Below are 26,966 nucleotides of genomic sequence, written 5' to 3'. Positions count from 1 at the left end.
GCCTTTGTTTCAGCAGCCATGCCGGAGCTGACAGCCTTGTCTTTCCAGCTGCAGGACTCATTCCCGACCTGTCGAGCGGCCCGCGCCGCTGTCGTGCTTCGAGATCGCCGGCATCCGGGCCGTTGCCGGCTGGGAAGGTCGGTCTGCCGACGACGATCCGCCGATCCTCCCCTTCCGGCAGTCCACGTCACCTGGCCTCGACAGGCTTTGCCGGTCCGCGCGGCCAGTTCCGATGCGGTCCGGCATTGCGCAGGAGATGTTGCCGGGAAGAAGCGCACCGTTGCCTCCGCCTCTCGTTCCTGCGCATCGTGGCGCTTCCTGATCTTCGGGCTATCGGTCGGACACAGCATGAGCAGCGTCGAACTTGCGACCTATCCGGGCTTGGACGAGCGGGTCTCGGTGCTGCGGCTCGGGGAGACCGTCGATGCGGTCTTCGTCCGGACGGCACGCTTCGATGTCCTCGTCGACACGCTCGACACGCCCGAAACCTGCCGCGCGGCCCTGGATCTTGTCGCGGTCGAAGCCGACCGGCCGCTGATCGTGGTGAACTCCCACATGGACTGGGACCATTTCTGGGGAAACGCGGCCGTGGCCGGAAGGTCGGCCATCATAGCCCATGCCAATGCCGCCGTTCGCTTCAAGGACGCCGGTGTGCGGGAGGTCCTGAGGCGAAAGAGCTCGGAGGATTCCCGGTTCGCAGACGTGGAGCTCTGCGCCCCGACCATGACGTTCACGGACCGCGTGCGCCTCGAAGGCGGCGACCTGACCCTCGAACTCCTCCATACGCCAGGCCACACGCCCGACCACGTGGCGGTGTGGATTCCCGAACTGCGAACCTGTCTTGCCGTGGACGCCGTCGAAAGGCCGATCCCGAAGGTCTGGAGCGACGATCCCGAGGATCTTCGCTCCCTGGTGTCATCCCTGCGTCTGATCGAGAGCCTCGAAGCCAGGCATGTCGTTCTCGCGCACGGCCACACCGATTCGCCCTCGGTCGCGGGCCGGAACCTGCGCTACTTCGAGACGCTGGCGCGACGCGTCGGAGAACTCGGCCGGGCGGTACCGGTCGCTGAGGGGAGCGACCTGCCGAATGGTCTCGAGCTATCCGACATCGTGGACGGAATTTCCGAGCTGTCCGAACCGATGCGGCGCTTCTACGACCGGTTCCACCGGGCGAACCTGCGGGCCACGATCCGAAGCGTCCACGGGGCCGGCAGCCGCTGACGGGAATCGGCCGGCGCGGGCGAAGGCGCCGACGCGAGCCTCGCGGCCGGATCGTTCCCGGACGTTCCCGAGCCCCGGTGACGGCCTGACCGCAACGGGGCGGCGGACGATCCATGCCGCCGCACCCCAGAACGGGTCAGCCGCCGGTCACGAGCCCGGCGCCTGATTCACGATCCGGGGCGGCGTTTCCAGCTGGTCGGCGACCTCCTGCCATAGATCGGCAAAGTGGCCATAGGCCGTCTTGATATCGACGCCCACGGGGAGTTCGGGGCATTCGTTCTCGCCGTTCGATCCCCAGTTCACCCAGCCCGACTGGCGCCGCTGGACGATCTGGAAGGCGCCGGAAGGCGCCGAGGTCCACCAGACCATCGCTCGGCCCGAAGCCGCGTGGAACTCGACCGTCTTCGAGGCCGGTCCAGGAAAGATGGTCTCGTGCGGCACCGCCGAAACGTCGACGGGCGCGTCCGTCAGGAGCCAGGGACGCCGGTCCGGCCGGTCGGCCTCTACATGGGATGCGGCGCGCACACGGGCGAGGCGCTCGCGGATTTCCTCTTCGCCCAGAACGTTCTCCCAGGCGCAGAAGAGCCGCCAGTAGAGATCCCAGTGCGCGGACTCGATGTCGGCGAGCTGGGCGCGGAACTCCTCGAACTTCGGATTCTGGTTCTGCGAGTGGGCCACCGTGTCGGCGACCATCGCCACGAGTTCGCCGGCATAAGGGTCGCCGGAGCGGTAGCGCGTGCCGCCATAGGCCGCGAAGCGGTCGAAGACGAGCTCGCCGACGCCGCCCTCGAACTCGTCTCCCACGGTGATCTTGTTCGTGACCGACCGGCCGTTGATGACGGTCTGGAAGTCGTCGACCACGTAGCGCCGCTGGAAGAAGGGGGTGCCGTGAGTGAAGCGCCAGTCGATGGCGAAGGTCTTGCCCTTCAACTCGTCGAGGAGCCCGTCGGGGATCGTTCCGTGCATGCGGTAGTGGTGCAGCACCGGGCCGCGCTCGATCGTCTCGATGCTGACGATCGTATGCTCCGGCGGGTTGATCAGGCCGTTCTCCGGCGTGAAGAAGGGCCCGTAGAAACCGCCGATCGCATTGTTGCCCGAGGGCAGGAGCTCGAACCCGTCTTCCAGCGACCGGAAGTGCCGCAGGCCCCATTTGGAGGAGCCGAGCCCCCCGGCCGTGCCCGAGCACATCTCGAGGTCGAAGGCGCCCGTGTCGAGACGCACGAAGCAGTCCGCCTCCCTTCCCTCCAGCTCGCGAATGCCGGCCGGTTGTCCGCCCTCTCCTTCCACGGGCCCTTCGAGCGTCAGGACCGCCTCGCCCTCGAAGCTCAAGCAGGCGACGAAGCGCGTACGCCCCGGCTCGGGATCGGCCTGCAGCCGCTGGCAAAGGACCCGCGCGCCCGCGTCCGTCCGGGCCCACCAGAGGGCTTCGCCGAGATCGCCGTCGACCGAAAAGACGATGGGCTCATGGCGGCGCGTCCCCGCAAGGGGATCGAGGATGCGGATGGTCTGGCTCATGGTGGCTCGCGAGAGGAAGGCTGTTGGGAGGGCTCGGGCCTGCCGGGCGGCGTCCGGCGGCCGCTTTTGGTCAGGGCCTGCGAGGTCCGAGACGTCGGCCGAAGCGGAAGGAGCGCTGCTTCAGGCTGTCGATCGCGACTGCCAGGATGATCACCACGCCCTTGATCAGGAGCTGGGTGAAGAAGGGCACGTTCATCAGGATGAGCCCCGTCGAGAGGACGCCCAGGATGACAGCCCCGATCAGCGTGCCGACGATGCGGCCGCGCCCGCCGGCAAGGCTCGTTCCCCCGAGGACCACGGCGGCGATCGCGTCGAGTTCGTAGCCGGTGCCGGCGGTCGGTTGCGCGGAGATGAGGCGGGCCGCGAGGATCACGCCGGCCAGTCCCGCGCAGATGCCGGCCAGAACGTAGACCGACGTCACGACGCGGTTCACCCGCACGCCCGCCAGACGCGCCGCCTCCCGGTTGCCCCCGACCGCGTAGACATGGCGCCCGTAGAGCGTGCGCTCCAAGAGGAACCAGGCCGCGACGAAGACGAGAACCATGACGATCACCGGGATCGGCAGGCCGACGAGATAACCGTTGCCGAGGTCCCGGAAGTTGAGGTCGCTCGCCACGATCGGCTGGCCGGCCGTCATCGTGTAGGACAGCCCCCGCAGGAAGGTCATGGTGCCGAGCGTGACGATGAAGGGCGCGAGGCCGAGATAGGCGGTCAGCGCGCCGTTGATCAGCCCGCAGGTGCCCCCGGCCGCCATGCCGAGCGCGATCGCGGCGGGCGCGGGAAGGCCCGCCATCGCGCACAGCACCGCCACGACACCCGACACCGCGACGATCGAGCCGACCGACAGGTCGATGCCGCCCGTCAGGATGACGAAGGTGAGTCCGGCCGCCAGGATCGCGTTGACCGAGATGGAGCGGGCGATGTTGAGGAGGTTGTCGACCCGCGCGAAGTTCGGCGCGATGAAGGCCATCAGGACGATCAGCCCGACGAGCACGACCAGGATGCCGACCCGGTCCCACCACTTGGCGAAGTCGAATGGTTCGGGGACAAGCGTTTCGGCGGACGGGCCAGCCGCCTTCGGGGTATCGGGGGCGATCACGGCGTTGCTCCTTGGATGTCCGGATGGGTCCGCGCCGCCGCGCCCGTGGCGTGCAGCATGACCTCTTCCTCGCTTGTGTCGGACGAGCGCAGTTCCTTCACGATCCGCCCGCCGCGCATGACAAGGAGGCGGTCGCTGATCCCGATGGCCTCGGGCAGGTCGGACGAGACGACAAGAACGGCCTTCCCCGCACGGGCGAGGCCATCGACGACCTCGTAGATCTCGCGCTTGGCACCGATGTCGACGCCGCGCGTCGGCTCGTCGAGGATGAGGACGGCCGAGTCGCGCAGGAGCCAGCGGGCCAGCGCGGCCTTCTGCTGGTTTCCGCCCGACAGCGCCCGCACGGGCAGGGCCAAGGCGTTGAGGCGCAGGCGCAGGCGCCGCATCTGCTCGAGCACGGCCTCGCGCGCCTTGCCGGCCCGCACGACGCCGCCCGGCGCGAAACGCCTGAGCGTCGAGATGGCGACGTTCGCCTCGACGGAGTGGTCGAGAAAGAGGCCCTGGCTCTTTCGGTCCTCCGGCACGAAGCCGAGACCGTCCCGGATCGCCTCGTGGGGATCGGCCGGACGGCTCAAGCGCCCGCCGAGACGGACCTCGCCACCGCTGCGGCGGTCGGCTCCGAACAGGAGGCGGGCGACCTCCGTGCGCCCCGAGCCGATCAGGCCCGCCATGCAGACGACCTCCCCCGCATGGACGCGGAAGCTCACCGGACCGATGCCGTTCCCCTCCAGCTGCGCCACGTCGAGGACGGGCTCGCCGGGGCGGCGGGGCTCGTGATGGTAGAGGTCGGCGACGGGCCTGCCGACCATCATGCGCACGACGTCGGCCGGCGCCAGTTCGCTCATCGTCCCCGTACCGACGTGGGTCCCGTCGCGGAACACGGTGACGCGGTCGGCGAGCTGCCAGACCTCCTCCATGCGATGCGAGATGTAGACCATTCCCACTCCGGCCGCGCGCATCTGCCCGATCAGGGCGTAGAGCGCCTGCGCTTCGGCACGCGAGAGCGCGGCGGTCGGCTCGTCGAGGACGAGGATGCGGGCGTCTTCGCTGACGGCGCGCGCGATCTCCACCATCTGCTGCATGCCGATGCTCAGCGATCCGAGCGGTCGGCGCGGATCGATCGCCGCGCCGATGCGGGCGAGCTTCTCGCGGGCCTCGCGAAGGGCCCGGCGACGGTCGAGGGTGCCGAAGCGCGTGCGCGGCTCGGCGCCGAGCGACAGGTTCTCGGCGACCGTCATGCCCGGAACGGTGTTGAGTTCCTGATGGATGATCGCGATCCCGTGTGCCCGGGCATCGCGTGGCGAGCGAATCTCGACCTCGCGACCGTCCACCAGGATCTTGCCGCTGTCCCGCTCGACATTGCCGGCGAGAATCTTCATCAGCGTCGACTTGCCGGCGCCGTTCTCGCCCATCAGCGCATGGACCTCGCCGGCGCGGAGTTCGAGATGGACGTCGTTCAGCGCGAGCGTCGCGCCATAGCGCTTGCTCACGCCCTCGAGGCGCAAAAGGGGTGCCGTCGGGCGGCTCATGGCTCGGCTGCCTCCTCTGAGCGAGGGAGGCGGACCGGCCGCCTTCCCTCTTGAAGGAACGTCAGAATGTCGGCTCGACTACCAGCCGGCGTACTGGCCGACCGTGTCGTGCGTGACGAGGACGCTCTCGATCAGCACGGTGCGCTCGGTCGGCGCCTTGCCGGCCGCCATCGCCTGCGCGATGCGGATCGCCTCCTGAACCATGCCGCCGGGATTCTGCGTGGCCGTGCCGATGAATGGCGAGCCCTCGCGCTTCAGTTCCGCCACGGCCTCGGGGCTGCCGTCGACGCCCGTCACCTTGACCTGCCCGCTCTTGCCGGCCTGTTCGACCGCCAGAACCGCGCCCAGCGCCGATGGGTCGTTCATGCCGAAAATGCCCGTCACGTCCGGGTTGGCCGTCAGCATGTCGGTGGTGACCGCAAGGCCGGACGCGCGGTCGTTCTTGGAGGCCTGCTGGCCGACGATCTTGATGTCCGGGAACTTCGCGGCGACGTTCCGGCAGCCCTGGATGCGGTCGATGATGGTCTGGATCGGCGTGCCGTCGACCAGAAGCACCTCGCCCTTGCCGCCCATCTGCGTGAACAGGTACTCGCACGAGCGCTCGCCCGCCTGGACCGCATTGGTCATCACCACCGCATCGGCGCCCTTGGCCGGCGTATCGACGGCGATCACGATGATGCCCGCCTCCTTGGCGCGCCCGATCGCGGGCTCAAGGCCCACCTCGTTGACCGCCGAGACGACGATCAGGTTGACGCCCTGCTGGATGAACGTGTCGATCTGGTTGTTCTGGGTGGCCAGATCGAGCTGGGCGTCCTGCGTGTTGACGCTTGCGCCGATCTCGGCCGCGGCCTTCTGGGCGCCCTTGTCCATCGCCGAGAAGAACGGGTTGGACATGTCCTGCACCATCAGACCGATGCGCTCGATCTTGGTCGGCGTGGCGGTCTGGGCCGCAGCCGGCAGGGACAGCGCCGCAAACGCGATCGTGGATGCGAGAATGGCACGAACCGTCATTGAATTCCTCCTCCTTTTCAACCGCCTCCGCAGGTGGCGACGGGTCTCTCGAACGCGCCGCGGGCTCATCCCGCGGTTTCCTCTCGAACGCCGGCATCCGGCACCCAAATCGTTTATGTCGACGGATGCGCGGAACCGGGGTTCCCGTCGCCCGCGGCATCAGCAGCCGCAGGACCGTCGGATCACAAGCTCTGGCTCGACCTGCTGCACGTCTTCGTCCCGGTAAACCGGATGCGCCGACTGGCCGCGACGCTCCGCCTCGCCCTGCGCCTCGATGATGCGGGCGAGCATCAAAGCCGCACGGTGTCCGATCTCCTCGCTTCGTTCGTTGAGAACCGTCAGCGGCGGATCCGTCAGGCCGGCCCAGGCGAACTCGTCGAAGCCGACCACCGCGACATCGTCGGGAACGTGCAGACCCCGCTCGCGCAGAAGGCGCAACGCGCCCAGCAGAAGGGGATTGTTGCCGGCGATCAAGGCGCGCGGCAGGGGACCGCCGGCGGCAAGGCGCGCCGCCATGACTTTGTGGGCGGACTCGGGGTCATTGCCGCTCTCGAGGACCTCGAGGCGGATACCGTGAGCCTCGGCTGCCTCCCGGATGCCGCGCTCGCGCTCGAAGCGCGTCGACCAGCGCGCGGGATAGGCAAGGAACAGCCAGTCGGCGTAACCATGCCCCGCGAGATGGCGCCCCACCTCACGACTGGCCGCGTAGTTGTCGGTGGTGACGCTTGGGCAGGCGACCCTCCCCTTGGGCGGCGCGGAGTCGACGAAGACGATCGGAATGTCCCAGCGCGACAGCAACGACACGCTTGCCGGCTTCAGGGTCAGCGTCGAGATGACACCGGCCGTGCGGGTCTCGATAAGGCGACGGACCGTCCGCTCCTCCGTGATGGCGTCGTAGACGCCGTCCACCGCGACGTCCGCCATGACAACGGTCCAGTCGGCCGGCCGCAGTGCCTTCTGAACGCCGGACATCAGATCGAGATAGTAGCTGTTGGACGTGCTGGCCGTGATCACGGCGACGGAGTCGCGGCTGGTCTTGCGCAGGTCCTGCGCGGCTCTGTTCGGAATATATCCGAGCTCGTCCGCAGCGCGCCGGACCTGCAGGCGGCTTTCGTCCGAGACGCCGTCCGCGCCGCTCAAGGCACGCGAGACGGTGAACATGGAAAGTCCGGTGACGCGGCTGACGTCGCGCATCGTCGACTTCTTCAAGCGCAGACCTCCCTTCCGCACCAGGGCCGCAGCAAACATGCGACATAAACGATTAGGAGGATGCATAATCGATTAGGAGTGGAATGGCAAGTCGCGATAACCGGCTCCTTCCTCAAACCTCAGGCGGCGGCCGACAGGAAACCGGACGGCGTTGCCCCTCCGGTTCGCTCGCTTCCGACGACACCGCAACTCACTCTCGCACCGCGCAAACCGGCATGCGACCTCGCCGCCTTGAGCGGGTTGGCGGTCATGGCGGACACGGGCGCCCGGCGCAGTCCACGCGATCTCGATCGTGGCCGCAGGCTCGTCATACCCAGAACGGGTTTGCCTCCAGTCCGGGTTGGGCGTGCTGAATGGCGACGAAGCTGGCGTCGCCGAACTGCAGGAAGAGCGTGCCATCGGCCGTGCGGGCCATCGTGAACCGCTCCCCGCCCGTATCGATGCGGTCGCCCTTGTAGACGTCGAAGTCCGTGATGACATCGAGGCCGCCCGGAGTGTGCACGAACGTATCGGCCCCTGCCCGGCCCGTCAGGACATTCAATCCCGTCCCCCCGGTGATGCGATCGAGACCGTCGCTGCCCTCGATCGTATCGTTGCCCGCTCCCCCGTCGATGAGGGTGCCGACGCTCCCGACGATGCGAACGAGATCGTCGCCCCCTCCGGCGAGAACAACATTGTGCCCGTCGCCCACGACGGTGATGCGGTCGTTGCCGTCGGCCGGATCCATGGCGTCGACACCGCCGAAAATCGTGTTGTTGCCGCTCCCCTCGATCAGGATCTCGTCGCCGCCCGGTCCGCCCACCACGACGTTCGAGCCCACGCCCTGCACGCGGATCACATCGTCGCCCAGCCCGGCAAAGATGCGGTTGTTTCCGTCACCGCCGATGAAGATGCTGTCGTTGCCGCCGTTGGCGTAGACGAGGTTCTGCCCGTTTCCACGGATGGATATCGTATCGGCACCGTCGTTCGGGTCGGCGGCGGCATTGCCGCCATAGACCGTGTTGTCGGCGAAGCTGTCGATCGTGATGCGGTCCAGTCCCGCACCGCCGGTCACGAAGTTGTTGGCCTTGTTGAGGATCAGGATGTCGTCGTCGCCCAGCCCCGCCTGGATCGTCGCATTGCCGAGCGCGCGATAGAGGATCGCGTCGTTTCCGGCGTTGGCGTAGATCGCGGCGGACCCTTCGCCGCTGACCGAGATCGCGTCAGCGGCGTCCTCGCCATCGGCCGCTCCACGCCCGCCGTAGATCTCGGCACGCTCCCCCCATAGCGGCATGGCGAAGATCGTGTCGCTTCCCAGAAGACCGTAGACGGTGTCGCTGCCCGAGCCCGCAGCGATCTGATCGCCGCCGGCCGTGCCCCAGAGGGTCTGGGTTTGAGGTGAGCCCGACGGCGGCACCATGTCGAGAAGCATCTGGATGGTGAAGGTCATCGCGATCTCGAAGAAAAAAGGGAACGAATATCGACAGCTTCCCGCCAACCCGGCGGGTCAGTTCGACGACCAGGCATTGAACTGGGAGTTGAAGGTCGCCCCGATGCCGAAGCGCGTGTCCTTGGTCGAGCCGCGCTTGTCCTCGGCCTTGAAGATCGCGCGCGCCTCCTGGTAGCGGCGCATCTTGAGATTGGTCCACCCCTTCAGGAGTTCGGCCCCTCGGTTGCGTCCGTACTTGCGCTCGTGCTCGTCGAGCGAGGCAAGTGCCGCCTGATAGTTGCCGGAATCGAACTGCTTCTGCGCCTCGCGCAGCACCTTGTCCTGACCGCCTCCGCCGCCGCGGCGCTGCCCGCCCCCGGTCCCGGCGGCGATGCGGCGCGTCGCCTTGGCGACGGCGGCCGGCGTATCCTGGATCTCGGCGACTTCGGGATAGCGCGCGCCGTACTGGCTCTTGATCGCCTCCAGTCCCGCCCGGTCCTTGAGGCGCGAGGCGACGACCGCCAGTCCCAGCACGCCCTCGCTGGTCTCCTCCCAGTCCACCGACTTGGCGAACCAGCCACGCGCGGCTTCCGGCTTGTTCTGCGCCACCAGCGACCAGCCGAGCGCCTGCGCTCCCAGGCTCGATCGCGCCTGATCGACCACATCGGCGAAACGGCGCTGTTCGGCATCGCTGGGCGGCGTCGCGCCATCGGCCGTCAGACGCTCGGCGCCCATCTCGACATAGATCTTGGCGATCTCGGGCGAGCGTGCGCGGGCCTCGAAGGCGAGATCCGAGGCGGCGGCCTTGTCGCCGTCGTTGCGCAGGGACAGGATCAGTCCCTCGAGGGGCTTTGGATCGTCCGTCAACTGGCCGGCCGCGCGGAACCAGCCGGCCGCGTCCTTCCAGCGCTTCTGGCCATAAAGGTACCAGCCGAAGAGCGAGGCGTCCTGTGCCGAGCGCGTGCGTCCGACGAAGTCCGCAAAGGCGGCCAGCTCGGCTGCCGGCGGGAGGGCCGTGCCGTCGCCCGACGCGACGCGGCCCATCGCGCCGCGCAGCGCATCGTAGCGCACGGCCTCGAACTCACCGCCCATGGGTCCCGTCCGCCCGAGCGCCAGGAGCGCCTCGGAGCCCTGCGGCGGCAGAAGCTGGGCGGCCTTCTGGACGGTGGCGAGGCGCACGGCGCCATCCTCGCAGGTCTTCAGGATGTAGGCATAGGCATCGAAGGAACGGGCGAGATGACCGGTCCGCGCAAAGGCCTCGCCGAGCGTCCAGAGAATATCCACCTGCTCGCAGGTCAGGAGCGAGGGCGAGAGCTGCGCCGCTGCGATGACATCGGTCCAGGCGGCACTGGCGGCAGCCGCCATGATCTTCTGGCGCGCGACGGCGTCGCCGAGCTTGCCGGACAGGTCGTCGCTCGGCTGCCAACCCTGGTTCTGCGTCCTGAGGCTTGCGACCATCGCCTGCGCCCCTGCGAGGTCGCCCTTCGCGAACAGGTCCCAGATGGGCTGCTCGTCGACCTTGGGTCCGGTCGCGAACAGGTCAGACGGGGGCTGCCAGTCGGCGTAGAGACCCTTCAGGCGCCGGATCTCGGCACCCACGCGCGCCATGTCCCTCTGGGAAGCGTAATAGCGCAAGGCGCTCTCATCCGGCTTGGCGGGCTCGGTGACGGCCGCAGGTGGTGCCGGCGCGGGGGCGAGCGCGAAGGGCGCGGAGGCCGGAGCCGGGACCGGCGCAGGCGTCGCGGCGGCCGGCGGCGCGGCGAACGGATTGGCGCCCGCCGGGGCGGGCATCGCCGCCGGGAGCTGCGCGGGAACGGACCAGTTGGGTGCCTGCGGCGTCGGAGTGCCTGCGGCCGTGGCCGGTGCGGCAGCGGGCGCGGATCGCGTGAAATCGGGCGCCGCGATCTGGGCACGGGCGGGCGCTAGGATCAGCAGGACGCTTGCGGAGGCCAGGAGCAGGGACTTTACAGGCATCGCGGGTACCTTTCGGCAAAGGCCATCAGGCTCAGGAGATGAAGGGTGCTGGGGTAGTAGGTGGTCGGCACGAAGTTGCGCGTGCGGTCGCTGGCGGGGCGCTGCGTCAGGGCGCAGGCCACGAGATCCGAGATCGCCTCGTAGCCGGGCGCGTCCAGACGATCGGCGCGCAGGTCGTTCTCGACGTCCACGACATGGGGACCGGCGCCGTTCTCGCCCGCCCAGGCGTCGAGGTAGGGCTCCAGAAGCGCGCGGCCCGCCTCGCCTTCCCAGGCGAGGTACAGAGGGACGCGCACCGCGTTGTAGCCGAAGACCGGCGCGAACGATTTGGCCGGGGCGGGCTTGCGCGCGGCGAGCGAGATCCAGTCGGTCGGCAGGGCGTCGCGGCCGAAGCGGGCGAGGCGGGCAAGCTCCAGGCCGCTTTCGCGCAGCTTCGCCTCGGCCAGCGAAGGCGAGATGGTTTCCAGTTGCTCGATCGCGGGAAAGACCCAGTACGAGAGGTTCACGACCGGGCCGTCGGGCTGCTCGCCCGCCGAAAAGCCGGTGACGCCCGGCATGAGAATCGTGAGCTTTCCCGCCGCCTGCGTGGCGCGTTCGGCGACAGCGTCCGCGATGCTGCGGGCACGATGACGCCACTCGGCCTCGCCCCAGCGTTCGGCGGCGCGCAGCAGTGCCCAGGCGATCAGGATGTCGCCGTCGGTCGCATCGTTGCGATCGGTGACGCGGGGTGTCGCGTTGGGATCCCAGCGCCAGGCCGCCAGGTCGTCGTCCCGCACGAACAGTTCCTGCTCGGTCCAGGTCCAGATCCGCTGGAAGCGGTCGCGATCGCCCGCCGCCACGGCGAGCAGCATGCCGTAGCCCTGCCCCTCGCTATGGCTGATCGAGCCGTTGTCGTCGTCGACGACGCGGCCTTCGGGCGTCACGAAGCGGCTGCTGTAGAGTTCCCAGCCACCCAGGAGGTAGTCGCCGGCCTCGACCGACAGGGCGGGACGATCGGGCGCGGCCCTTGCCGGCATGACGGCGCAGGCGGTCAGGGCTGCGGTTCCGGCCAGAAACATGAGGGCAGTCCGGTGCCTGCGCCCGCTCACTTGTCCTTCTCCCCGAGGCGCCGCAGCAGGAGCCACGTCGACAGGGCGAGGAGGAGCGAGGCGGAGAGGACGAACGACGCGTAGTTGTCGCTGTGGCGAGAGAACCAGCCGGCCAGAACGAGACGCGCGTTGGACAGGCTGCGCGGCTGGGTTTCGAACAGGCGCTCGGAACCGCCGGACGCGGAGACGATGGCGCGGTCGGAGGCGTCGGGAATCTCGACGCGGGCTCCGTTCACCCCCGTCCAGGTCTGATTCTCCACGAGGCGATCGAGACCGTGCGCGAGAGACTCGCCGGTCGGGGCGGCGAGCAACGTCCAGGCCGCGCCGGTTGCAACGGGCGCCGGTGCCTGCGCCAGGATCGTCGCGCCTTCCGGGAGCGGCGCGCGCTCCTCGGAACGGTCCTTGTTCACGATGCGATGCAGGCTGTCGAGCACGGGGCCGGCCACCTGACGTCCGATCTCCGCGAGCCGCTCCCGATAGGCAACGGGCTGAATGAAGGCCGACAGGGCCTGCCCGTCTCCCGAAAGGGCCGGAGCGGCCGGCGACGGGGCCGCGGCCTCGGCGCTCGCAACCGGCAACCAACGGCTGCTCGACACGAGCGCCTCCGGCTCGCCCGGCGCGCGCAGGCGGACCGCCCGCACGAGTTCGCCCGGTAGCGAGGCGTAGGTTCCCACCGCCAGCAGGTCGCCGCTCTCCTCGTGCGGCATGGCCGACACGAGGCGTGTCCGGCGCACGCTGCCCGATCCGGTGGCCATGCGGGCGACGAGCGTCGAAGCCGCATCGAGCGAGCGCGCATCGCCGCCCGGCAGGTAGAGCGCGAGATCGCGCGACGTGTGCCCCTCGGACTTCACGCCGGCAAGCGTTCCGGCGAGATCGGGATAATGCCCGGCCCGCGCGAGGGCCGGGAATTCGAGGCGCGTCGAGCCCGACAGGACGAAGCGGGCGGGACGCTCGGCGGCCGGCTCGCAGGCCGTGTCCTCGGGGCGGGGCAGGAAGGCTTCCAGCGAAAGGCGGTTGGTGCCGGACTTCAGCGTGTCGAGCGGAACGCGCAGGCGGTGGTCGCGCAGCTGACCGGCGCGCGGCGAGGACAAGGGTAGCGTCGCGACGATACGGTCGTTGGCGCGCACCAGAAGCACGGCCTCGGACGACAGACCGGCCGCATAGGCGGCGTTCATGCGAAGGCTGGCGGAGTCGTAGTCGGCCGAATAGAAGTCGGCCGGCAGCGAGAAGGTGATGTCTTCGCGGAACAAGCGCCCCGAAAACGGGCGCGCGTCGATTCCCAGATCGCCGAAAGCCAGCGACTGTCGGCCCTCGACCTCCTGTCCGCGAAGCCCGGACAGGGCACTCAGACCGCTGGGCGAGCCGACGGGCTTGCGATTTTCGGCGGCGGCAACGAGCTGGGCGAGGTTCGCCTCGAGTTCGGTGACGGTCGCACCCGAGACGACGAGCTGCGCGGAGCGCCCCGGCCCCGGTGCGACGAAGCCGACGCCGGACCAGGGCGTCGCCGCCGGCTTGGCAGCCACCAGTCCCTGGACCTCCTCGTCAGTGCCCACGACGACGTCGAGGCCCGCTCCGGTGCCGGATGCTTGTCCGATCGAGACGACGGGGTCCGTGAAGCCGCCCAGAAGCGCCGCGGCCTGAAGCGCCGTCATGGTGCGATCCGTACCGGCGCCGGGCGTTCCGGCGCGCAGCACGCCCTGAAGCGAGACGCGACCCGTATCGCCGGGTTGAAGGGCGGGAAGGTCGGAGACGTCATGCACCTCCCCCGCGCCCGGACCGAAGCTCAGGCCGCTGCGGCGGGGATCGAACTGCGTCCACAGCTCGTAGGTGCCCGGAACCGAGCAGTCGACGCGGTGGAACTGGCGCACGAGGATCTGCACGGCGTTGTAGCCGGGCGTCAGCAAGCCGACGGTCAGCGGGACGTCGACCTCCTGGATCTCGCCGACCTTGAGCGGGCGGTCGAGAACGGTTTCGCCGTTGACCAGAACGACGAGGCTGGAGGTCTCGGGCGCGACCGAGACCGCACTCGTGTAGGACAGGGTCAGCTTCGCGCTCTTCGTGCTCTGCTCGGTGGTCACGAAGACGGGGAAGGAACGGTGCGGGTTCTCGCCGCCCAGGAAGAGGTCCCGCGCGCTGGCCTGGAGACGGGCGAGCGAAAGGTCGGCGGAAGAGGCGGAAGAGGTGACGGCCGTGTTCGGCCGGGGGCTGGCGCCCATGTCGAAGGCGGGAGCTCCTTCCGCCAGCGCCGGAGCGCTGGCGGCGACGGAGGCGAGGATGGCCAGGGCGGAGGTTGCCCGGCGACAGGAAGCAACAGGCATGGCGAGTGTCACGATCCGGCTCCGAAGCTCAGGACTGGGCGGGTTGCGCGCTGGGGCGAAGGATCGCCGCGGGTTGCAGCGTCTGGATCTCCTGCGGGGGCGCAGGCACCGCGGCGGCCCGATCGAAGACGAGGTGTCGGAAGGCGCGCATGGGATAGCGCAAGGCCCATCCGACGATGTTGACGCTGGCAAGCCACAGGGCACGGCGATGCTGGCGCCGGGCGCGCTGCTCGCGCAGCGGGGTCATGTCGGCGAGCATCAGTTCGGCGATCAACGGATAGTCGCCATAGTCCGCCCGGTATCCCAGGCCGAGCACCGGCGTGCCCTTCTCTTCGCCCTGCGTGCGGATCGTCACGGGCAGGAGACCGAGCGGCGTTCCGTCGGTGCGCGAGACGCGCAGCTCCGCGTTCGTATCGGGCGCCACGACCCGCAGGCTGCCCAGCGGCTCGACCTTGGCGCCGCCCGTCGAGATGTCGGTGACGACGACCGGAACGGACATGCCGTCAAGGACGAGCTCGGCGGCCCGCTTCGTGAGGATGCGCGGTGTGGCGCGGCGCTCGCGCTTTTCGGTGACGACACCAAGGGCCGCGGCCGCGATGACGAGGTTCAGGAGGTTCCAGCCGGCGACCACCAGAAGGATGCCGCCGATTTCGGGCTCGGTCTGGTAGCGGTAGACGCTGTAGCCGGCCGCGCCGAGCAGGACCGCAAAGATCGCGAAGTAAGGCCAGGCGATCTCCGACAGGCGATCTTCGGCCAGCGTGTCGCCCTTGGCCGTCACGTTGAAGGTCGGGCGACGCGGGTTGACGAGAACGCTGATGATGGCACGGAAGAGATAGACGGACTGGACGTATTCGTAGAGTTCCGACATCCACGGCCAGCGCACGGAGCCGTAGAGATAGTTGCGGATGAGGCTCGATACCGCGAGGTAGGTCAGCGTGTAGGCGACGAATTCCTGCGTCGAGACATCGTAGATCTTGAGGTCGCAGAAGATGAAGAGCAGCGGAGCGGCCAGGAACACCATGCGCATGATCGGAAAGAACCAGATCAGGCCGGACGACAGGTAGCAGATGCGCTGCGGCCAGCTGAGGCCGGGCATAAGGCCCGCGTTCTTCATCAGAAGGATCTGGAGCATGCCGCGGCACCAGCGCGAGCGCTGCCCGATGAAGCTCGCGAGCGTCTCCGGCTGAAGGCCGGTGACCATGGGGCGGTCGACGTAGACGCTCTTCCAGCCCTTGGAGTGCAGGTCGAGCGCGGTCTCGCAGTCTTCGGTGATCGTGATGCCGGAGAAGCCGCCGACCTGCATCAGTGCAGCGCGGCGAAGCACCGCCGCCGAGCCGCAGAAGAAGGCCGCGTTCCACTTGTCGAGGCCCTTCTGGATCGTGCCGTAGAACATCTCGTTCTCGGAGGGCATGCGCTCGAAGGTGGAGAGGTTCTTCTCGATCGGGTCCGGGTTGGAGAAGAAGTGAGGGGTCTGAACCAGGAAGACCTTCGGATCGCGCACCATGTAGCCGACCGTCTGGCGCAGGAATTCGCGCGCGGGAGCATGGTCGGCGTCGAAGACGACGATCAGGTCTCCGTCCGAGGCGGCGAGGCCCGCATTGAGGTTGCCGGCCTTGGCGTGGACGTTGCGGGCGCGGGTGACGTAGGTGACGCCGAGCTGACCGCAAAGGAGCTGAAGCTCCTCGTGGCGCCGCCAGGCCTCGGCGGCCTTGGCGGGGTCGCGCGCATTGCGCTTCTCATCGGTGCCGCCGTCGTCGAGCAGGAAGACGCGCAGCTTGTCGGCAGGATAATCCAGCGCCTTCGCGCTCGACAGCGTCAGGGCGAGGATATTTGCGCTTTCATTATAGGTGGGCACGAAGACATCGACGCGCGGAAGCCGGTCATCCTCGACCTGCGGAGCGGCACCCCGCTCCAGCGGATCCGAGACCACGAACAGGTTCATCGCCAGAAGGACGATGTAGTACATCTCAGCGAGATACAGGACGAAGGCGGGTACGAAGTTCGCAAGGTCATCGGGCGAAGGAAGCGTCGAGGTGGTGCGCCAGTAGGCGTAGCGCAGGACCACCAAGGTCGAGATGGCCAGGAATACGGCGCGCCAGGGCCCCCGCAGACGCAGGAGGTAGATAGCAGCCGCCCCCAGGATGGCGGCGACCGCGACCGTCAGTTGCGCGTCGACGCCGACGGGCTGACTGATCAGAAAAAGCCCTGCCATGGCTGCGCACAGCCATAGGACAGCGAGCACGATGGTGCGCATACCAACCTCGTGAGAGAACTGACGTCGTGAAAGGTCGACGGCCGGACCGACGCATCGAGCCATCAGCCATCTAACTGATGTCCTCTATATCACGACCTGAGCGAGTAAATACCGCTACGTCATTTTTTGGTTTACGCTCAGTTTTTCGAAAAAGTCCGATAGATTCCCTGTAAAAAAATATAACGTTCCTTGATAAAATCCTAATGACCCAGAGGAAGGCAGCGGCAGGCACGCCGACGGCATAAGCCTTTGATCGAAGATGCAACGGACCCGTACCGGTGCGACGATCATCCTTGCCCATGGACAGCATTCATGGAGAACAGGGCTCCTGAACTGGCCTGCCCCCGTCATGTGGTCCGGATCAGATCCAATGCATGGTGGGCTTGTCGGCGACGGTTGAGGTGGGCCGGCGGAGCGGGCTGGGTTGGCGCAGCCGGCCACGGCGCGGCGGCAGATGCCGGTGGACGGTAGCCCTGGCTCGAGTGGGGTCACTTGGCGTTGTAGTGCTGGCGCCAGTTCTCGATCACGATCCTTGCCTTGGCGAGACTGTAGAAGATCTCGCCGTTCAGAAGCTCGTCCCGAAGCTTCGAGTCGAAGCTTTCGCAGGTGCCGTTCTCCCATGGGCTGCCAGGCTCGATGAACGCGGTCCTGGCGCCGACCGCCGCAATCCACTCGCGCACCGCCTTGGCGATGAACGCGGGACCGTTCTTCGGGCCATCGACTCACTGGATCGATGGCTGCCCCTCAGAACTCGGAGCGGATGTTGCCCGGCACGCCGCGCAGGATGAATACGTCCGACAGAACATCGATGACGTCCGTGGACTCCAGCTTCCGGTCGATCCGGATGGCCAGGCATTCTCGGGTGAACCCGTCGATCACGTCGGCGCAAACGCGCAAGCGTTTGTCGCCAGGCATGCGGAACTTGCGGCCGTCATGGGTGCGGTCCTCGACAAAGTCGTAGGACCAGACGTGGTTGGGTCGCTCGGGCCGAAGCCGTACGCACGAGCCGTCGTTCAGCCAGAGCCGGCCGCGCTTGGGCTGCCTGGCTGGCACCTCCAGGCCTTCCCGGAGACAGATGCGCTCGACTTGGCTACGTTCACGCGCCAGCCGGCATCCCCAAGCAGGGCCGTGATCCGGCGCCCAACGGCCTTGCGCAGGCGCTCGTTCTCCTTCTCAAGGTCCTTCAGACGCTTCACCTGATCTCTCCTCAGCCCGCCGAACCCCTTGCGCCATCGAAGTCACGTGAACGGCGTCACGCCGATCGTGCGGATCGCCTCCGCCACCGAACGACCCGGAAAGAGCAACACATCGACCTGCCGCAGCTTGGCGACGATCTCTTCCGGCCTGTGCTTCTTCTGTCCCATCTGAGCATCCTCCAGCGGCTCGAAAGCCGACTTCAAGGGGGACCACATTTCAGAGGGCAGACCACCGGCGGCAAGCGAGGCGGAAGGAATCCAACTGATTTGATTGATACATCGGCTTCGAATGCGCTCAACCCGACAGAGGTCTGCCATCACTTCCAACAGAATCATAAAGATGGCAGCGCTAAGCTTTTGCTCGTTCAGGCAACAACCGTTGCAATAGCGGCCAAGACCTCTCGTTCAGAATAAGGCTTGCCAACGAAGCCAACAGGCTCCCATTCGAGAGCGAGCGCCCGTGTCTTCTCATCGAGGTTGCCGCTTACAAACAGCGAGGGGATGTTCCAAAGTCGGCGAAGGGCAGCTGCCGTCTCAACCCCGTTCGACCCTCGCGCGAGGTTCACGTCCATGATGGCGATGTCAATTTGCTCTCCGACACGCTCGGCAAGAGCCAACGCTTCCTTCATGTCAGAGGCTTGCCCCGCTACCTTGTGTCCTGCATCGACGAGGATGTCTTCCAGATCCATTGCAAGCAGCAATTCGTCCTCGACAATCATAATGCAAAGGCTCACCGAGAAGCCTCGCGCGGGAAGATGACCGCCGCGCGGTAGCCGCGCTCGGCCGCTTGCGTCTCGACGTAGCCTTCGATCTGAGATGCCATTGTCTTGACCAATCGACTGCCCAAACCTTGCGAGGTCGTCTCACCTGAGAACCCGACCCCTTCGTCGGCAACGCTCAGTTCGAGCATCCCGTCCATTTTCGTCTTCATCGAGAGAACGATTGGACCTGACCTTCCTTCCGGATAGGCATACTTCAATGCGTTGGTGACAAGTTCATTGACGATGAGAGCAATTGGTATTGCCCTTTCTGTTCTGATGTGGATGGGCTCTACGTCAACCTTGAGAAGGTCACGCAGTTCCGAGTTGACAGCAAGATCGGTACACAGGCCTTCAAGGTAGTCAGCCATTTCCACGACGAGTGGGTTATCGGTTCGATAGAGGCGTTCGTGGACCGAGGTGATGGCGCGCACTCGCGAGATGGCCTGTTCGAATGCGGCCTTCAAAGCCGGATCCAACAGTCGTCTCGCCTGAAGACTGAGAGCGCTCACGACAAGCTGCAAGCTGTTCTTGACGCGGTGGTTCACCTCCGCGAGTAGCACATCCTTTTGTGCGAGAAGGTTTTCCTGTGCCTTCAGAGCGTCGGCCAATGCAGCTTCTCTTAGACGATCGGTCGTGACGTCCATCATGACGCCGATCAGGCGCGGCTTGCCCTTCGAAGTGCGAAGCACCTCCCCCCGGGACGCGATATGCCTCGTCTCTCCCGTGAGCCGGTCGACGACGCGATAATTGAAATGCAGAGTTGTCTGATCGGGGCTGCCAACAGCATTCTGCACCGCAGCGATGACAGAGGGCCGGTCGTCGGGGTGCATCATCGCGAAGAAAGGCGCTGCGACAGATCCCCCTTCCCCCGGCCTGACGCCAAAGAACGCGTCGACTGTCGGGCTACGGCGCCAGATGTCGGTGTCGGGCTCATACTCCCATGATCCGAGATCGGCGGCGTGCAAGGCAATACGCAATCGGGCGTCCGCCTCCCGGGTTCTCAGAACGCTTTCTGTCACGTCCATAGGGTTCTGGACGATATAGCGAACGGAGCCGTTCGCGTCTTTCACCGGAGTATGTACCGGGGTCCAGTACCGTTGGTAAAAGCCACCCCCCTCGCTGGGCGACCGAGGAATGTCGTACTGAATCACCGCCATCTCGTGTGGCTCGCCCGTCCTCAAGACATGACGCAGCGAGACCTCCAGCGGTCCCTGCTCAACCGTGCCGGCAGCGTCGGGGTTCTCGGGAAACGCTTCGAGAATGTGCTGACCAACGATGTCCTTCCGTGTGCGGTCCGTTGTCCTGAGATACGCATCCGTCGCGGCGACGATCGTTAGATCAGCGTCAAGCACAAGATAGGGCTGAGGGATGCCTGCCAGAATTGCCGCGTAATCAGTATCCGTCTCAGCGCTCGTCATTCGGCTTCAGACCTCGGCTCCCAGGATCTTGGCCGTTTGGCGAGAAGGAACTTCTGGCTGGTTCAGGCCAGACGCCGCAGCCTCGATTGGCAGCCATTTTATTCGTCAAATTAGAGCGAAACGTCCTTGCTGTCAGATCCGCAAAAAGTACTGATCTTTGGGCCGGCTAAACAGTTTTCTCATACATCGACGCTCTTGCATCGCGGCTAGGTCAATGCAGCTGGATCTAGAATTATGGGATGGGGCGCGACCCCGCGTGCAGGCGCATCCAGCGCAAACAGGCACCCTTCCATCGGGCGAGCGGCTCGGTCCTTTTCAGGCACCGGAAAGCTTGCGGAGGTAACGAAGAGCGAGGAGAGATCTGGCCCGCCAAACGCGGGCATGGTGACGAAGCGTGCGGGCATCGTGATGCGCCGCTCCAACTTGCCATCGGGATCGAAGCGAAGAAGGCAGCCTCCTCCGAACGCGGCGCAAGTGTAGAAGCCTTCCGCGTCCACCGCTGCGCCGTCCGGCCCCAGTCCCTCCTCTACCCGTGCAAAGACGCGTCGGTTGTCCGCAACGCCGGTCGCGGTATCGTAGTCGCAGCTCCAGACAGTCTTCTGGGCGGTGTCGCTATGGTACATCGTACGTCCGTCCGGACTCCAGGCCAGCCCATTGGAGGTTTGGACGGGTGGTGACGCGCTGCTCCACCTTGCCTGCTCACCGAAGCGCCAGAGTGGCGTGCCGTTTTGGTCTTCATTGGCGTTTTCAGGTTCAAGCGGATCGATCGGATCGAGCATCGTCCCGGCAAAGAACCGACCGCGATGGTCGCATCCTCCATCGTTGAACGTGAAGCGGCGGGGATTGAAGGGGGCAGGCGCAAGGAACGTCAGCGCCCCGCTGCTTGTGTCGAAGCGGAAAAGACCCGTTCGCAGCGCCAGCACGACGACGTTGGTCTCGACCAAGGCCAAGCAACCAATCCAAGCCGGCATACCCCAAGTCTCATTCTGACCTGTCGCGGGATCGAAGCGGTGCAGCGCCGGAGCGCGGATGTCGATCCAGTAGAGCCGTTTCTCAACCGCGCTCCAAACGGGTCCCTCACCGTTGAGGGCTCCAGCTCGGCACACCACCTCGACATCGATCATCGCAACTACCCTTCCGATTGGAGAAGCAGCGGTTCGGTGACGTGGTTCCTGCAAGCAAACGCAGTATAATCGTAGCTAGCGAAGACTGCTCGAAACGCAGTACCGTTGATCGGATCCTTCAGCGGAAGAAACTTCCGTTCCCTGTTCGTCCTTCTGGAACGCATCAAGGTGTCTCGCCCTCGACAAGGCGCTGCCGCCGGTCTTCGTGCTTTGCGCGCCGCGCCATGAAGCGTGCGCTCCCGCTCATATCCTCGCCGCCCTCGTTGCGGCGCGAGAGCGGCAGGTACCCCTCGCTCTCATCAGCCGTCAGGCCAACGAAGGTCTCTAGCCCGTCCTGGTCGAGGGTCACGGCCCTCATTGTGCAGGAACTTGCTCTCTTCGTCGGTCAGATCCAGTATGGCGTTCTCCTTCGGGTTCTGCCCACGGTTCCGTTTAGGGCGCTATCCCGTTTTGATTTCGTCGCGGACCTGTCCGTGGGCTACGACGGCAAACAGGCCGGTGCCGCCGATGATGTTGCCGACGAGCGCGGGGAGAACCAGGCCGAAGACGGCGTGCCCGATGCCTGTCTCCCCTGTCAGCATCAGGAGCCAGGCCTCCGTCGACCCCGCCACCACGTGGCTGAAACCGCCGATCGCGACGACATAGGTAACGAGGACGACGACCCAGAACTCGCTGCCCCGGGCGTTGGGCAGGATCCAGGCGATCGAGGCAATCAGGAAGCCGGCCGGCATCGCCCGAAGCAGCGTCTCGCCGGGTCCATGGGTCAGGATCGCGCGTGAGACGGCCTTTGCGGCGTCCAGTTGTTCGGGATCGACGACGACGTGACGCGCCATCAGGAAGGCCACGAGAAATGTGCCCGCCATGTTGGCGGCAAAGACGGTCCCCCAAAGCCGCAGCAGGCGAGCCAGGTTGCACCGTGTCGGATGGGTGGCCAAGGGCAGGACGGCGGTGACGGTGCTTTCGGTGAAGAGCTGCATATTACCGAGGATCACGATCACGAAACCGACCGTGTAGCCGAGCGAGACGACCAGCTCCGTCCACGGCTCATCCGGTAGCCGCATGTGGAGGAACGCCTCCGCCAGGATCGAGGTGCTGACCGCGACGCCCGCGGCAAAGCCGGAGAACAGGAGCGAGCGGAACGGGCGGTCGAGTTCCTCTTCGCCGCGCAGGCGCACGACCTCATGCACGACCTTGGCCGACCCCGAACCTCGCTCGTCCACGGCCCGCTTGTCATCCGCCGTCATGTCCGGGGACGGTTCGGCCTTGCGGTTGGTGGGCGGTGCATCGTCGCCAGCCATTCAAGCTCCCTATCGATCCGCAAGCGGGGATGTGTCGTAGTCGGCGAGAAGCGTCGCAACGTCCTGGTAGATCCCGATCGCGCCCGCCTCCCGCAAGGTCGCATCGGAGAACCCGCCCGACCGCACCGCGATCGTGGCGAGGCGGGACCGGAGCGCGGCCTCGATATCGTAGGGCGTATCGCCGACGACGATCGCCTCGTCCGGGTCGATCCCCTCCAGCCTGGCGAGCGCGGTCGCGAAGATGTCGGGCGCGGGCTTGGTGCGCTCGACGTCCTTGCTGCTGGTCGTGGCCGTCACGAGATCGCGGGCGTCGAGCAGATCGAGATAGTGATCGAGTTCCTCGGCGGAAGCGGACGAGGCCAGGACCACCCGCTGCCCTGCCCCATGCACCCTGAGCAGAAGCGCGCGCGCGCCGGGGAAGGGTTTGGCGTCGGAAAGATACCTCGCCTTGAAGATCGACCCGTGGGCCTTGTCGAGCTTGTCCCGCATCGCCTCGTCGGCGTCGGGCAGGAGCGAGGGAACCAGCATGTCGGCGCCCTTGCCGATCTGGTCGTGAATCGTCTGGCGCTCCAGCGTAATGCCGATGCCCGCGAAGGCCTCTTCCCAGGCCAGCACGTGAAGGTCGTTGCTGTCGACCAGCGTCCCGTCGATGTCGAAGAGAATGGCCTTGATGGGCATGGCGGACAGTCTTTCCGAACGAGCGTTGGGTTCGAGCGGCAAACTCGCCTGCCCATGGAACGGCGATCAGTCCCGTCGCTTCAGCGGAACGATGCCGCCCTCATCGCTGTCGGGAATGGCGCCCGCCTCGCTGTCGGTCACGGCGTTCGCCAGCGCTTCCGGATGGTAGTCGGGATCCGGAGACGCGTCGGTGCCGACGAGGGTGTCGGACACGCGCGGCGTGCCAGCGTTCTCGGGAACGCGATCCTTCTCGGCCGCGGAGTTGCGGGAGAAAAGTCGCGTGGAGGACCCGGCCACTATCGCGCCTCCTCGACATCGCGGGCATGGAACTCGCCCAACGCTTGGCGGACGACGCTCGTCCGCCCCCCGTCCCCGATGTCGGCGGAAACCTCGATCGATCCGTTCAACGCCGCATCGTTCCGCCTCGGCGCTCCGGGCTCTGCGGCTCTCGCATCCGAGCCGGCGCCCTCCCGGCCCGCCGTGTTGGCCCTGCCCGCCGCCGCAACGAAGATGTCGCTGCGCTCGAGGCCGTGCTCCTGAACCAGACGCTCGACCGTCATCTCGGCCTCGCGGCGCGGCTCGAACTGCGCGCTGAGTATCGTGCCCATGGCTCCGCCCTTCGATGATCCCACCTTGCAACAACGCATGAACGGGAAAATCGGCCCGCGAGCTTGCATAGGCAGACATGCAGTGCGGTCGGAGTTAGCATCGCATCATAGAAATCGACGGACGGCGGCAGGCCCCGTCTCGACCGCGGTTCGCCCTCAGCGCGCTTTGCGGAACTGTTGGGTGGTCAGCGGGAAATCGGCGAGCAGCACGTCCGTGGCCCCTCGATCGGATGACGCGCGACGAAGTAAGATACGGGTATTCTGCGAATCGACCGCACCCCTTGAACCGTAGCGTCCTACAAAACTAGTTGGTCCGAGTTGCGGAACGTGCGGGTCGATCATGACTTCCCTCTCCACACAGGAAGGGAAACTTAATGTTCTACACCGACGGCAAACTACAGTACCCGGTCCGCGTCGAGCGGCCAAACCCAGTCTTCGCCAAGGCGCTTCAGCAGGCCATTGGCGGTGTCGAGGGCGAGATCCGTGTCGCCATGCAGTACATGTTCCAAGCCTTTGGTGCGCGCGGTCCCGCGAAGTACCGCGACATGCTGATGAACACGGCCACGGAGGAACTGGGCCATATCGAGATGCTCGCGACCGCAGTCGCGCTCAACCTCGAGAAGGCGCCCCTGTCGCTGCAGGAGGACATCTCAGCCGACGTCGCAGGTGGTGCCGTCCTCAACGGCATGGACATGCGTCACATCCTGTCGGCGGGGCTTGCGGCCATGCCCGTGGACGCCAACGGCGTGCCGTTCGACATGAGCCATATCTACGCGTCCGGTAACATCGCGGCTGATATGCATTCCAACGTCTGCGCGGAATCGACGGGCCGTGCGCTCGCCGTACGCCTCTACAACATGACCGACGACCCCGGGATGAAGGACATGCTCTCCTTCATGATCGCGCGCGACACCATGCATCAGCAGCAATGGCTGGCAGCTCTGGAGGACATGGGCGGCGAAAGCGCGAACCTGCCGATCCCGAACTCCTTCCCGCAGTCCGAGGAGAATGGAAAGTACGCTTACGCCTACTTCGGTCACATGACCGACGGGTCGATCCCGCAGGGTCGCTGGACGTCGGGTCCCTCGATCGATGGCAAGGATGAGTTCACGGCGATGCAGTCCGAACCTATGGGCGGCAAGCCCTCGCTCGCCCCTGCACGGCCAGACGGCGGGGCTCAAACGGGACAGACGTCCAAGTCGGGCGCGGAGGGGTTGCTCGGGCGGGTCGAGGGCGCCATCGAGCGCAATCTCTAAACATCCACTGCGGAGACGCCTTTCCCAGGCTTGTCTCTTTTAGCCATCATCAGAAATCAAGGAACGATTGATGCTTCGACGTCATCTCATTACCTCCATTGCAAGCGCCGCCGTCATCACGCTTCTGCCGCTGGGGGCAACCGCCTTCGCTCAATCGGCCACGATCGAGGCCGCAAAGCTGCCGGCCTTGCAGGGCGGGGATTTCTCGACCGCAACTAGCCAGTTGGCCGAACGCAAGGGTAGTAACGCTGCCGTAAAGGCGTTTGCCAAGCTCGAGATCACCGAGCAGGCGGCAGTTGCCAAAGCGTTCGGTTCCCGCCCCGGAGCTGCCGGCATTCCTGCCGACAAGGTTGCCATGCTGGAGAAGCTCAAGGCTGCAGACGGAGCAGCCTTTGACATGATGTATGTCGATGGGCAGATCGCGGAGCACCGAGAACTCAAGGCGATCCACGAGCGATATGCGCGTAGTGGACAGGATCCGATGGCAAAAGGCGCTTCGATCGTCGGCATAACTGGGATCGAGTCCCACCTGTTTCTTCTTCAGAACATCAAGCGACAACTGTAAGAGACACGCTATCGATGCAATGGAGGCTTGCCCTGCAACAGGGGGGGGCCTTCTTCCACCTGGGGCCTGTCCGCTTCTTTGTTTCAGCGGCCCCAACCAGACGGTCGGCTTTCCCTCCGTCGCGTCGATCGCCGCCGAAGAAGCGGACATCCAGAAGCGGTCAATCCGCTGGCGGTCCAAGAAAGACATTGGGCGTCCCACTATCCGCCCGCACGAATTGCCGTTCGAGCAGACGGGTAGAACCGAAGCGCCAACGACGTCTGTCGGGTCGTCAGGCCAGGCCATGCGTACGGCAACGGTCACATCACACCCAGGCGATTAGACTGAGACCTAACACGTGCCGCGGGATCGTTCTGGGTTTGGATCAACTTGCTAAGCCAAGTGCCATTTCAGCTGGCGCTTCAGGAGTGAGCCCAGCCAGAGGAGACAGGCCGACATGACCGTACAAATCCCGCTGGGAGCCTCTGCGAGAGCGACAGAGAGTGTCGGTCCCGCCCATGTCCGAGAGATCCGTCCAGACATCGCTTACCTACGCACAGCGCTTGTCAATGTCGTCCTTCTCGGCTCGGCTGGCGCGGGCGACCGGGGTTGGGTGCTCGTGGATACCGGGATCACGAGCACGAAGGGTGAGATCGTGGCTGCAGCCCAGGAGCGTTTTGGCCCCGGTGCGCGACCGGCCGCAATCTTTCAGACGCACGGTCACTTCGACCATATCGGCGCGTTGGAGGACCTCAGCCGGGAATGGGACGTGCCGGTCCTCGCGCACGAGCTGGAGCATCCCTTCCTCGACGGTCGGGAAGCCTATGAGCGGCCGGACACGAAAGCCGACGGGGGGCTCATGCCCAAGCTCGCACCTCTCTTTCCTCGATCTCCCGTCAATGTCTCCGAGCGGCTTCGTGCGCTCCCCGCCGATGGGAGTTTGCCCTTCCTGACTGGCTGGCGATGGTTGCACACACCCGGCCATACACCCGGGCATGTGTCGCTCTGGCGCGAAGCGGATCGGTCGCTCGTGGCAGGCGACGCCGTCATTACGACGGGGCAGGAATCGGCCTACGAAGTTTTCGTGCAGGAGCCCGAGATGCATGGCCCGCCGCGCTACTTCACGCCGGACTGGGCGAGCGCTGCCTGCTCCGCGCGCCTCCTTGCCGCCTTGGAGCCCGATTTGCTTGTGACCGGGCATGGGCGCGCCATGGCTGGCCCCAAGATGCGAGCGGCCCTTCATCAATTGGCAGACGGGTTCGAGCGGATCGCTCCGCCCGAACACCTGCGGGACCTCTCATAGGCCATCGCTCGTCGCCTTGATGACGGTGGTTGACTCAACTGAGATCCAGCGTTCCGTGTTGAGGCAGAAGCCGAAGCTTTTCGATGAGGTCGTTGCTGAAGCGAGATGGGCCGGATCCCCATGGACCGCCAAGGCAAGCGGAACGTTCTGATGC

Annotated in this window: 23 protein-coding genes and 1 pseudogene; 4 read left to right on the top strand and 20 right to left on the bottom strand. The window is 66.2% G+C overall.

Features of this window, described 5'->3' with window-relative positions; all coding sequences use genetic code 11:
• Positions 1 to 348: 348 nt before the first annotated feature.
• Positions 349 to 1,221 carry an MBL fold metallo-hydrolase gene (locus tag AUL35_RS17335; RefSeq protein WP_062016993.1) on the top strand — a complete coding sequence of 291 codons (873 nt, stop codon included), beginning with the start codon at positions 349 to 351 and terminating at the stop codon, positions 1,219 to 1,221.
• A gap of 147 nt (positions 1,222 to 1,368) precedes the next feature.
• On the opposite strand, the gene AUL35_RS17330 is transcribed toward AUL35_RS17335, so the two are convergent.
• From AUL35_RS17330 to AUL35_RS22235, 20 genes and pseudogenes are all read right to left on the bottom strand, one after another.
• Positions 1,369 to 2,736: a hypothetical protein gene (locus tag AUL35_RS17330; RefSeq protein ID WP_062016991.1), complete on the bottom strand. Its 1,368-nt coding sequence runs from the start codon at positions 2,734 to 2,736 to the stop codon at positions 1,369 to 1,371.
• 70 nt (positions 2,737 to 2,806) lie between these two features.
• Positions 2,807 to 3,835, bottom strand: coding sequence for a ribose ABC transporter permease (locus tag AUL35_RS17325; RefSeq protein WP_244493810.1), 1,029 nt, complete (start codon positions 3,833 to 3,835; stop codon positions 2,807 to 2,809).
• On the bottom strand, positions 3,832 to 5,364 hold the full coding sequence (locus AUL35_RS17320) for a sugar ABC transporter ATP-binding protein (protein ID WP_062016989.1): 1,533 nt from the start codon (positions 5,362 to 5,364) through the stop codon (positions 3,832 to 3,834). Before AUL35_RS17320 ends, AUL35_RS17325 begins: the two co-directional genes overlap by 4 nt.
• A gap of 78 nt (positions 5,365 to 5,442) precedes the next feature.
• On the bottom strand, positions 5,443 to 6,375 hold the full coding sequence (locus AUL35_RS17315) for an ABC transporter substrate-binding protein (protein WP_062016987.1): 933 nt from the start codon (positions 6,373 to 6,375) through the stop codon (positions 5,443 to 5,445).
• A gap of 159 nt (positions 6,376 to 6,534) precedes the next feature.
• Positions 6,535 to 7,584, bottom strand: a complete 1,050-nt coding sequence (locus AUL35_RS17310) for a LacI family DNA-binding transcriptional regulator (RefSeq protein WP_062016985.1) — start codon at positions 7,582 to 7,584, stop codon at positions 6,535 to 6,537.
• 307 nt (positions 7,585 to 7,891) lie between these two features.
• A complete protein-coding gene (locus AUL35_RS17305) occupies positions 7,892 to 9,013 on the bottom strand; it encodes a calcium-binding protein (protein ID WP_062016983.1) in 1,122 nt (373 codons plus the stop codon).
• A gap of 57 nt (positions 9,014 to 9,070) precedes the next feature.
• Entirely contained in the window at positions 9,071 to 10,966 is a 1,896-nt protein-coding gene (locus tag AUL35_RS17300) for a hypothetical protein (protein ID WP_062016981.1), read from the bottom strand.
• On the bottom strand, positions 10,957 to 12,024 hold the full coding sequence (locus AUL35_RS17295) for a glycosyl hydrolase family 8 (protein WP_062016979.1): 1,068 nt from the start codon (positions 12,022 to 12,024) through the stop codon (positions 10,957 to 10,959). Before AUL35_RS17295 ends, AUL35_RS17300 begins: the two co-directional genes overlap by 10 nt.
• Before the next feature lie 26 nt (positions 12,025 to 12,050).
• Entirely contained in the window at positions 12,051 to 14,372 is a 2,322-nt protein-coding gene (locus AUL35_RS17290) for a cellulose biosynthesis cyclic di-GMP-binding regulatory protein BcsB (RefSeq protein WP_082666408.1), read from the bottom strand.
• Between the two features lie 28 nt (positions 14,373 to 14,400).
• A complete protein-coding gene (gene bcsA, locus AUL35_RS17285; protein WP_082666407.1) occupies positions 14,401 to 16,626 on the bottom strand; it encodes a UDP-forming cellulose synthase catalytic subunit in 2,226 nt (741 codons plus the stop codon).
• Positions 16,627 to 16,987: 361 nt separating this feature from the next.
• Positions 16,988 to 17,990, bottom strand: a pseudogene (locus AUL35_RS21710) (IS3 family transposase).
• Positions 17,991 to 18,187: 197 nt separating this feature from the next.
• Positions 18,188 to 18,541 carry a response regulator gene (locus AUL35_RS17265; RefSeq protein WP_156418054.1) on the bottom strand — a complete coding sequence of 118 codons (354 nt, stop codon included), beginning with the start codon at positions 18,539 to 18,541 and terminating at the stop codon, positions 18,188 to 18,190.
• 11 nt (positions 18,542 to 18,552) lie between these two features.
• Complete coding sequence (locus AUL35_RS17260; RefSeq protein WP_062016972.1) at positions 18,553 to 20,001, bottom strand: sensor histidine kinase; 1,449 nt, start codon at positions 19,999 to 20,001, stop codon at positions 18,553 to 18,555.
• A 206-nt stretch (positions 20,002 to 20,207) separates the two neighbouring features.
• Positions 20,208 to 21,125, bottom strand: a complete 918-nt coding sequence (locus AUL35_RS17255; protein ID WP_062016970.1) for an SMP-30/gluconolactonase/LRE family protein — start codon at positions 21,123 to 21,125, stop codon at positions 20,208 to 20,210.
• A 163-nt stretch (positions 21,126 to 21,288) separates the two neighbouring features.
• Positions 21,289 to 21,483, bottom strand: coding sequence for a hypothetical protein (locus AUL35_RS17250; protein WP_062016968.1), 195 nt, complete (start codon positions 21,481 to 21,483; stop codon positions 21,289 to 21,291).
• Between the two features lie 82 nt (positions 21,484 to 21,565).
• Positions 21,566 to 22,423: a formate/nitrite transporter family protein gene (locus AUL35_RS17245; RefSeq protein WP_062016966.1), complete on the bottom strand. Its 858-nt coding sequence runs from the start codon at positions 22,421 to 22,423 to the stop codon at positions 21,566 to 21,568.
• Positions 22,424 to 22,432: 9 nt separating this feature from the next.
• Positions 22,433 to 23,101: an HAD family hydrolase gene (locus tag AUL35_RS17240; RefSeq protein WP_062016964.1), complete on the bottom strand. Its 669-nt coding sequence runs from the start codon at positions 23,099 to 23,101 to the stop codon at positions 22,433 to 22,435.
• Between the two features lie 66 nt (positions 23,102 to 23,167).
• Positions 23,168 to 23,398 carry a hypothetical protein gene (locus tag AUL35_RS17235; RefSeq protein ID WP_062016962.1) on the bottom strand — a complete coding sequence of 77 codons (231 nt, stop codon included), beginning with the start codon at positions 23,396 to 23,398 and terminating at the stop codon, positions 23,168 to 23,170.
• The gene (locus AUL35_RS17230; RefSeq protein WP_062016960.1) at positions 23,398 to 23,709 is read right to left on the bottom strand and encodes a hypothetical protein; all 312 of its coding nucleotides are present in this window, start codon (positions 23,707 to 23,709) and stop codon (positions 23,398 to 23,400) included. The genes AUL35_RS17235 and AUL35_RS17230 overlap by 1 nt, the downstream gene beginning before the upstream one ends.
• A gap of 156 nt (positions 23,710 to 23,865) precedes the next feature.
• Positions 23,866 to 24,051 carry a hypothetical protein gene (locus AUL35_RS22235; protein WP_156418053.1) on the bottom strand — a complete coding sequence of 62 codons (186 nt, stop codon included), beginning with the start codon at positions 24,049 to 24,051 and terminating at the stop codon, positions 23,866 to 23,868.
• Between the two features lie 32 nt (positions 24,052 to 24,083).
• On the opposite strand from AUL35_RS22235, the gene AUL35_RS17225 reads away from it, so the two are divergent.
• The 3 genes from AUL35_RS17225 to AUL35_RS17215 all read left to right on the top strand — a co-directional run bounded on the left by AUL35_RS17225 (position 24,084) and on the right by AUL35_RS17215 (position 26,812).
• Entirely contained in the window at positions 24,084 to 24,965 is an 882-nt protein-coding gene (locus AUL35_RS17225) for a manganese catalase family protein (protein WP_062016958.1), read from the top strand.
• A 70-nt stretch (positions 24,966 to 25,035) separates the two neighbouring features.
• Positions 25,036 to 25,530 carry a DUF4142 domain-containing protein gene (locus tag AUL35_RS17220; RefSeq protein WP_062016956.1) on the top strand — a complete coding sequence of 165 codons (495 nt, stop codon included), beginning with the start codon at positions 25,036 to 25,038 and terminating at the stop codon, positions 25,528 to 25,530.
• 436 nt (positions 25,531 to 25,966) lie between these two features.
• The gene (locus tag AUL35_RS17215) at positions 25,967 to 26,812 is read left to right on the top strand and encodes an MBL fold metallo-hydrolase (RefSeq protein WP_062016954.1); all 846 of its coding nucleotides are present in this window, start codon (positions 25,967 to 25,969) and stop codon (positions 26,810 to 26,812) included.
• The last annotated feature ends 154 nt before the right edge of the window (positions 26,813 to 26,966 follow it).

It is taken from the genome of Aureimonas sp. AU4, from assembly GCF_001463765.1.
In the GTDB taxonomy this organism is placed as follows: domain Bacteria; phylum Pseudomonadota; class Alphaproteobacteria; order Rhizobiales; family Rhizobiaceae; genus Aureimonas.
This window is presented reverse-complemented; position numbering and strand designations above follow the sequence as displayed.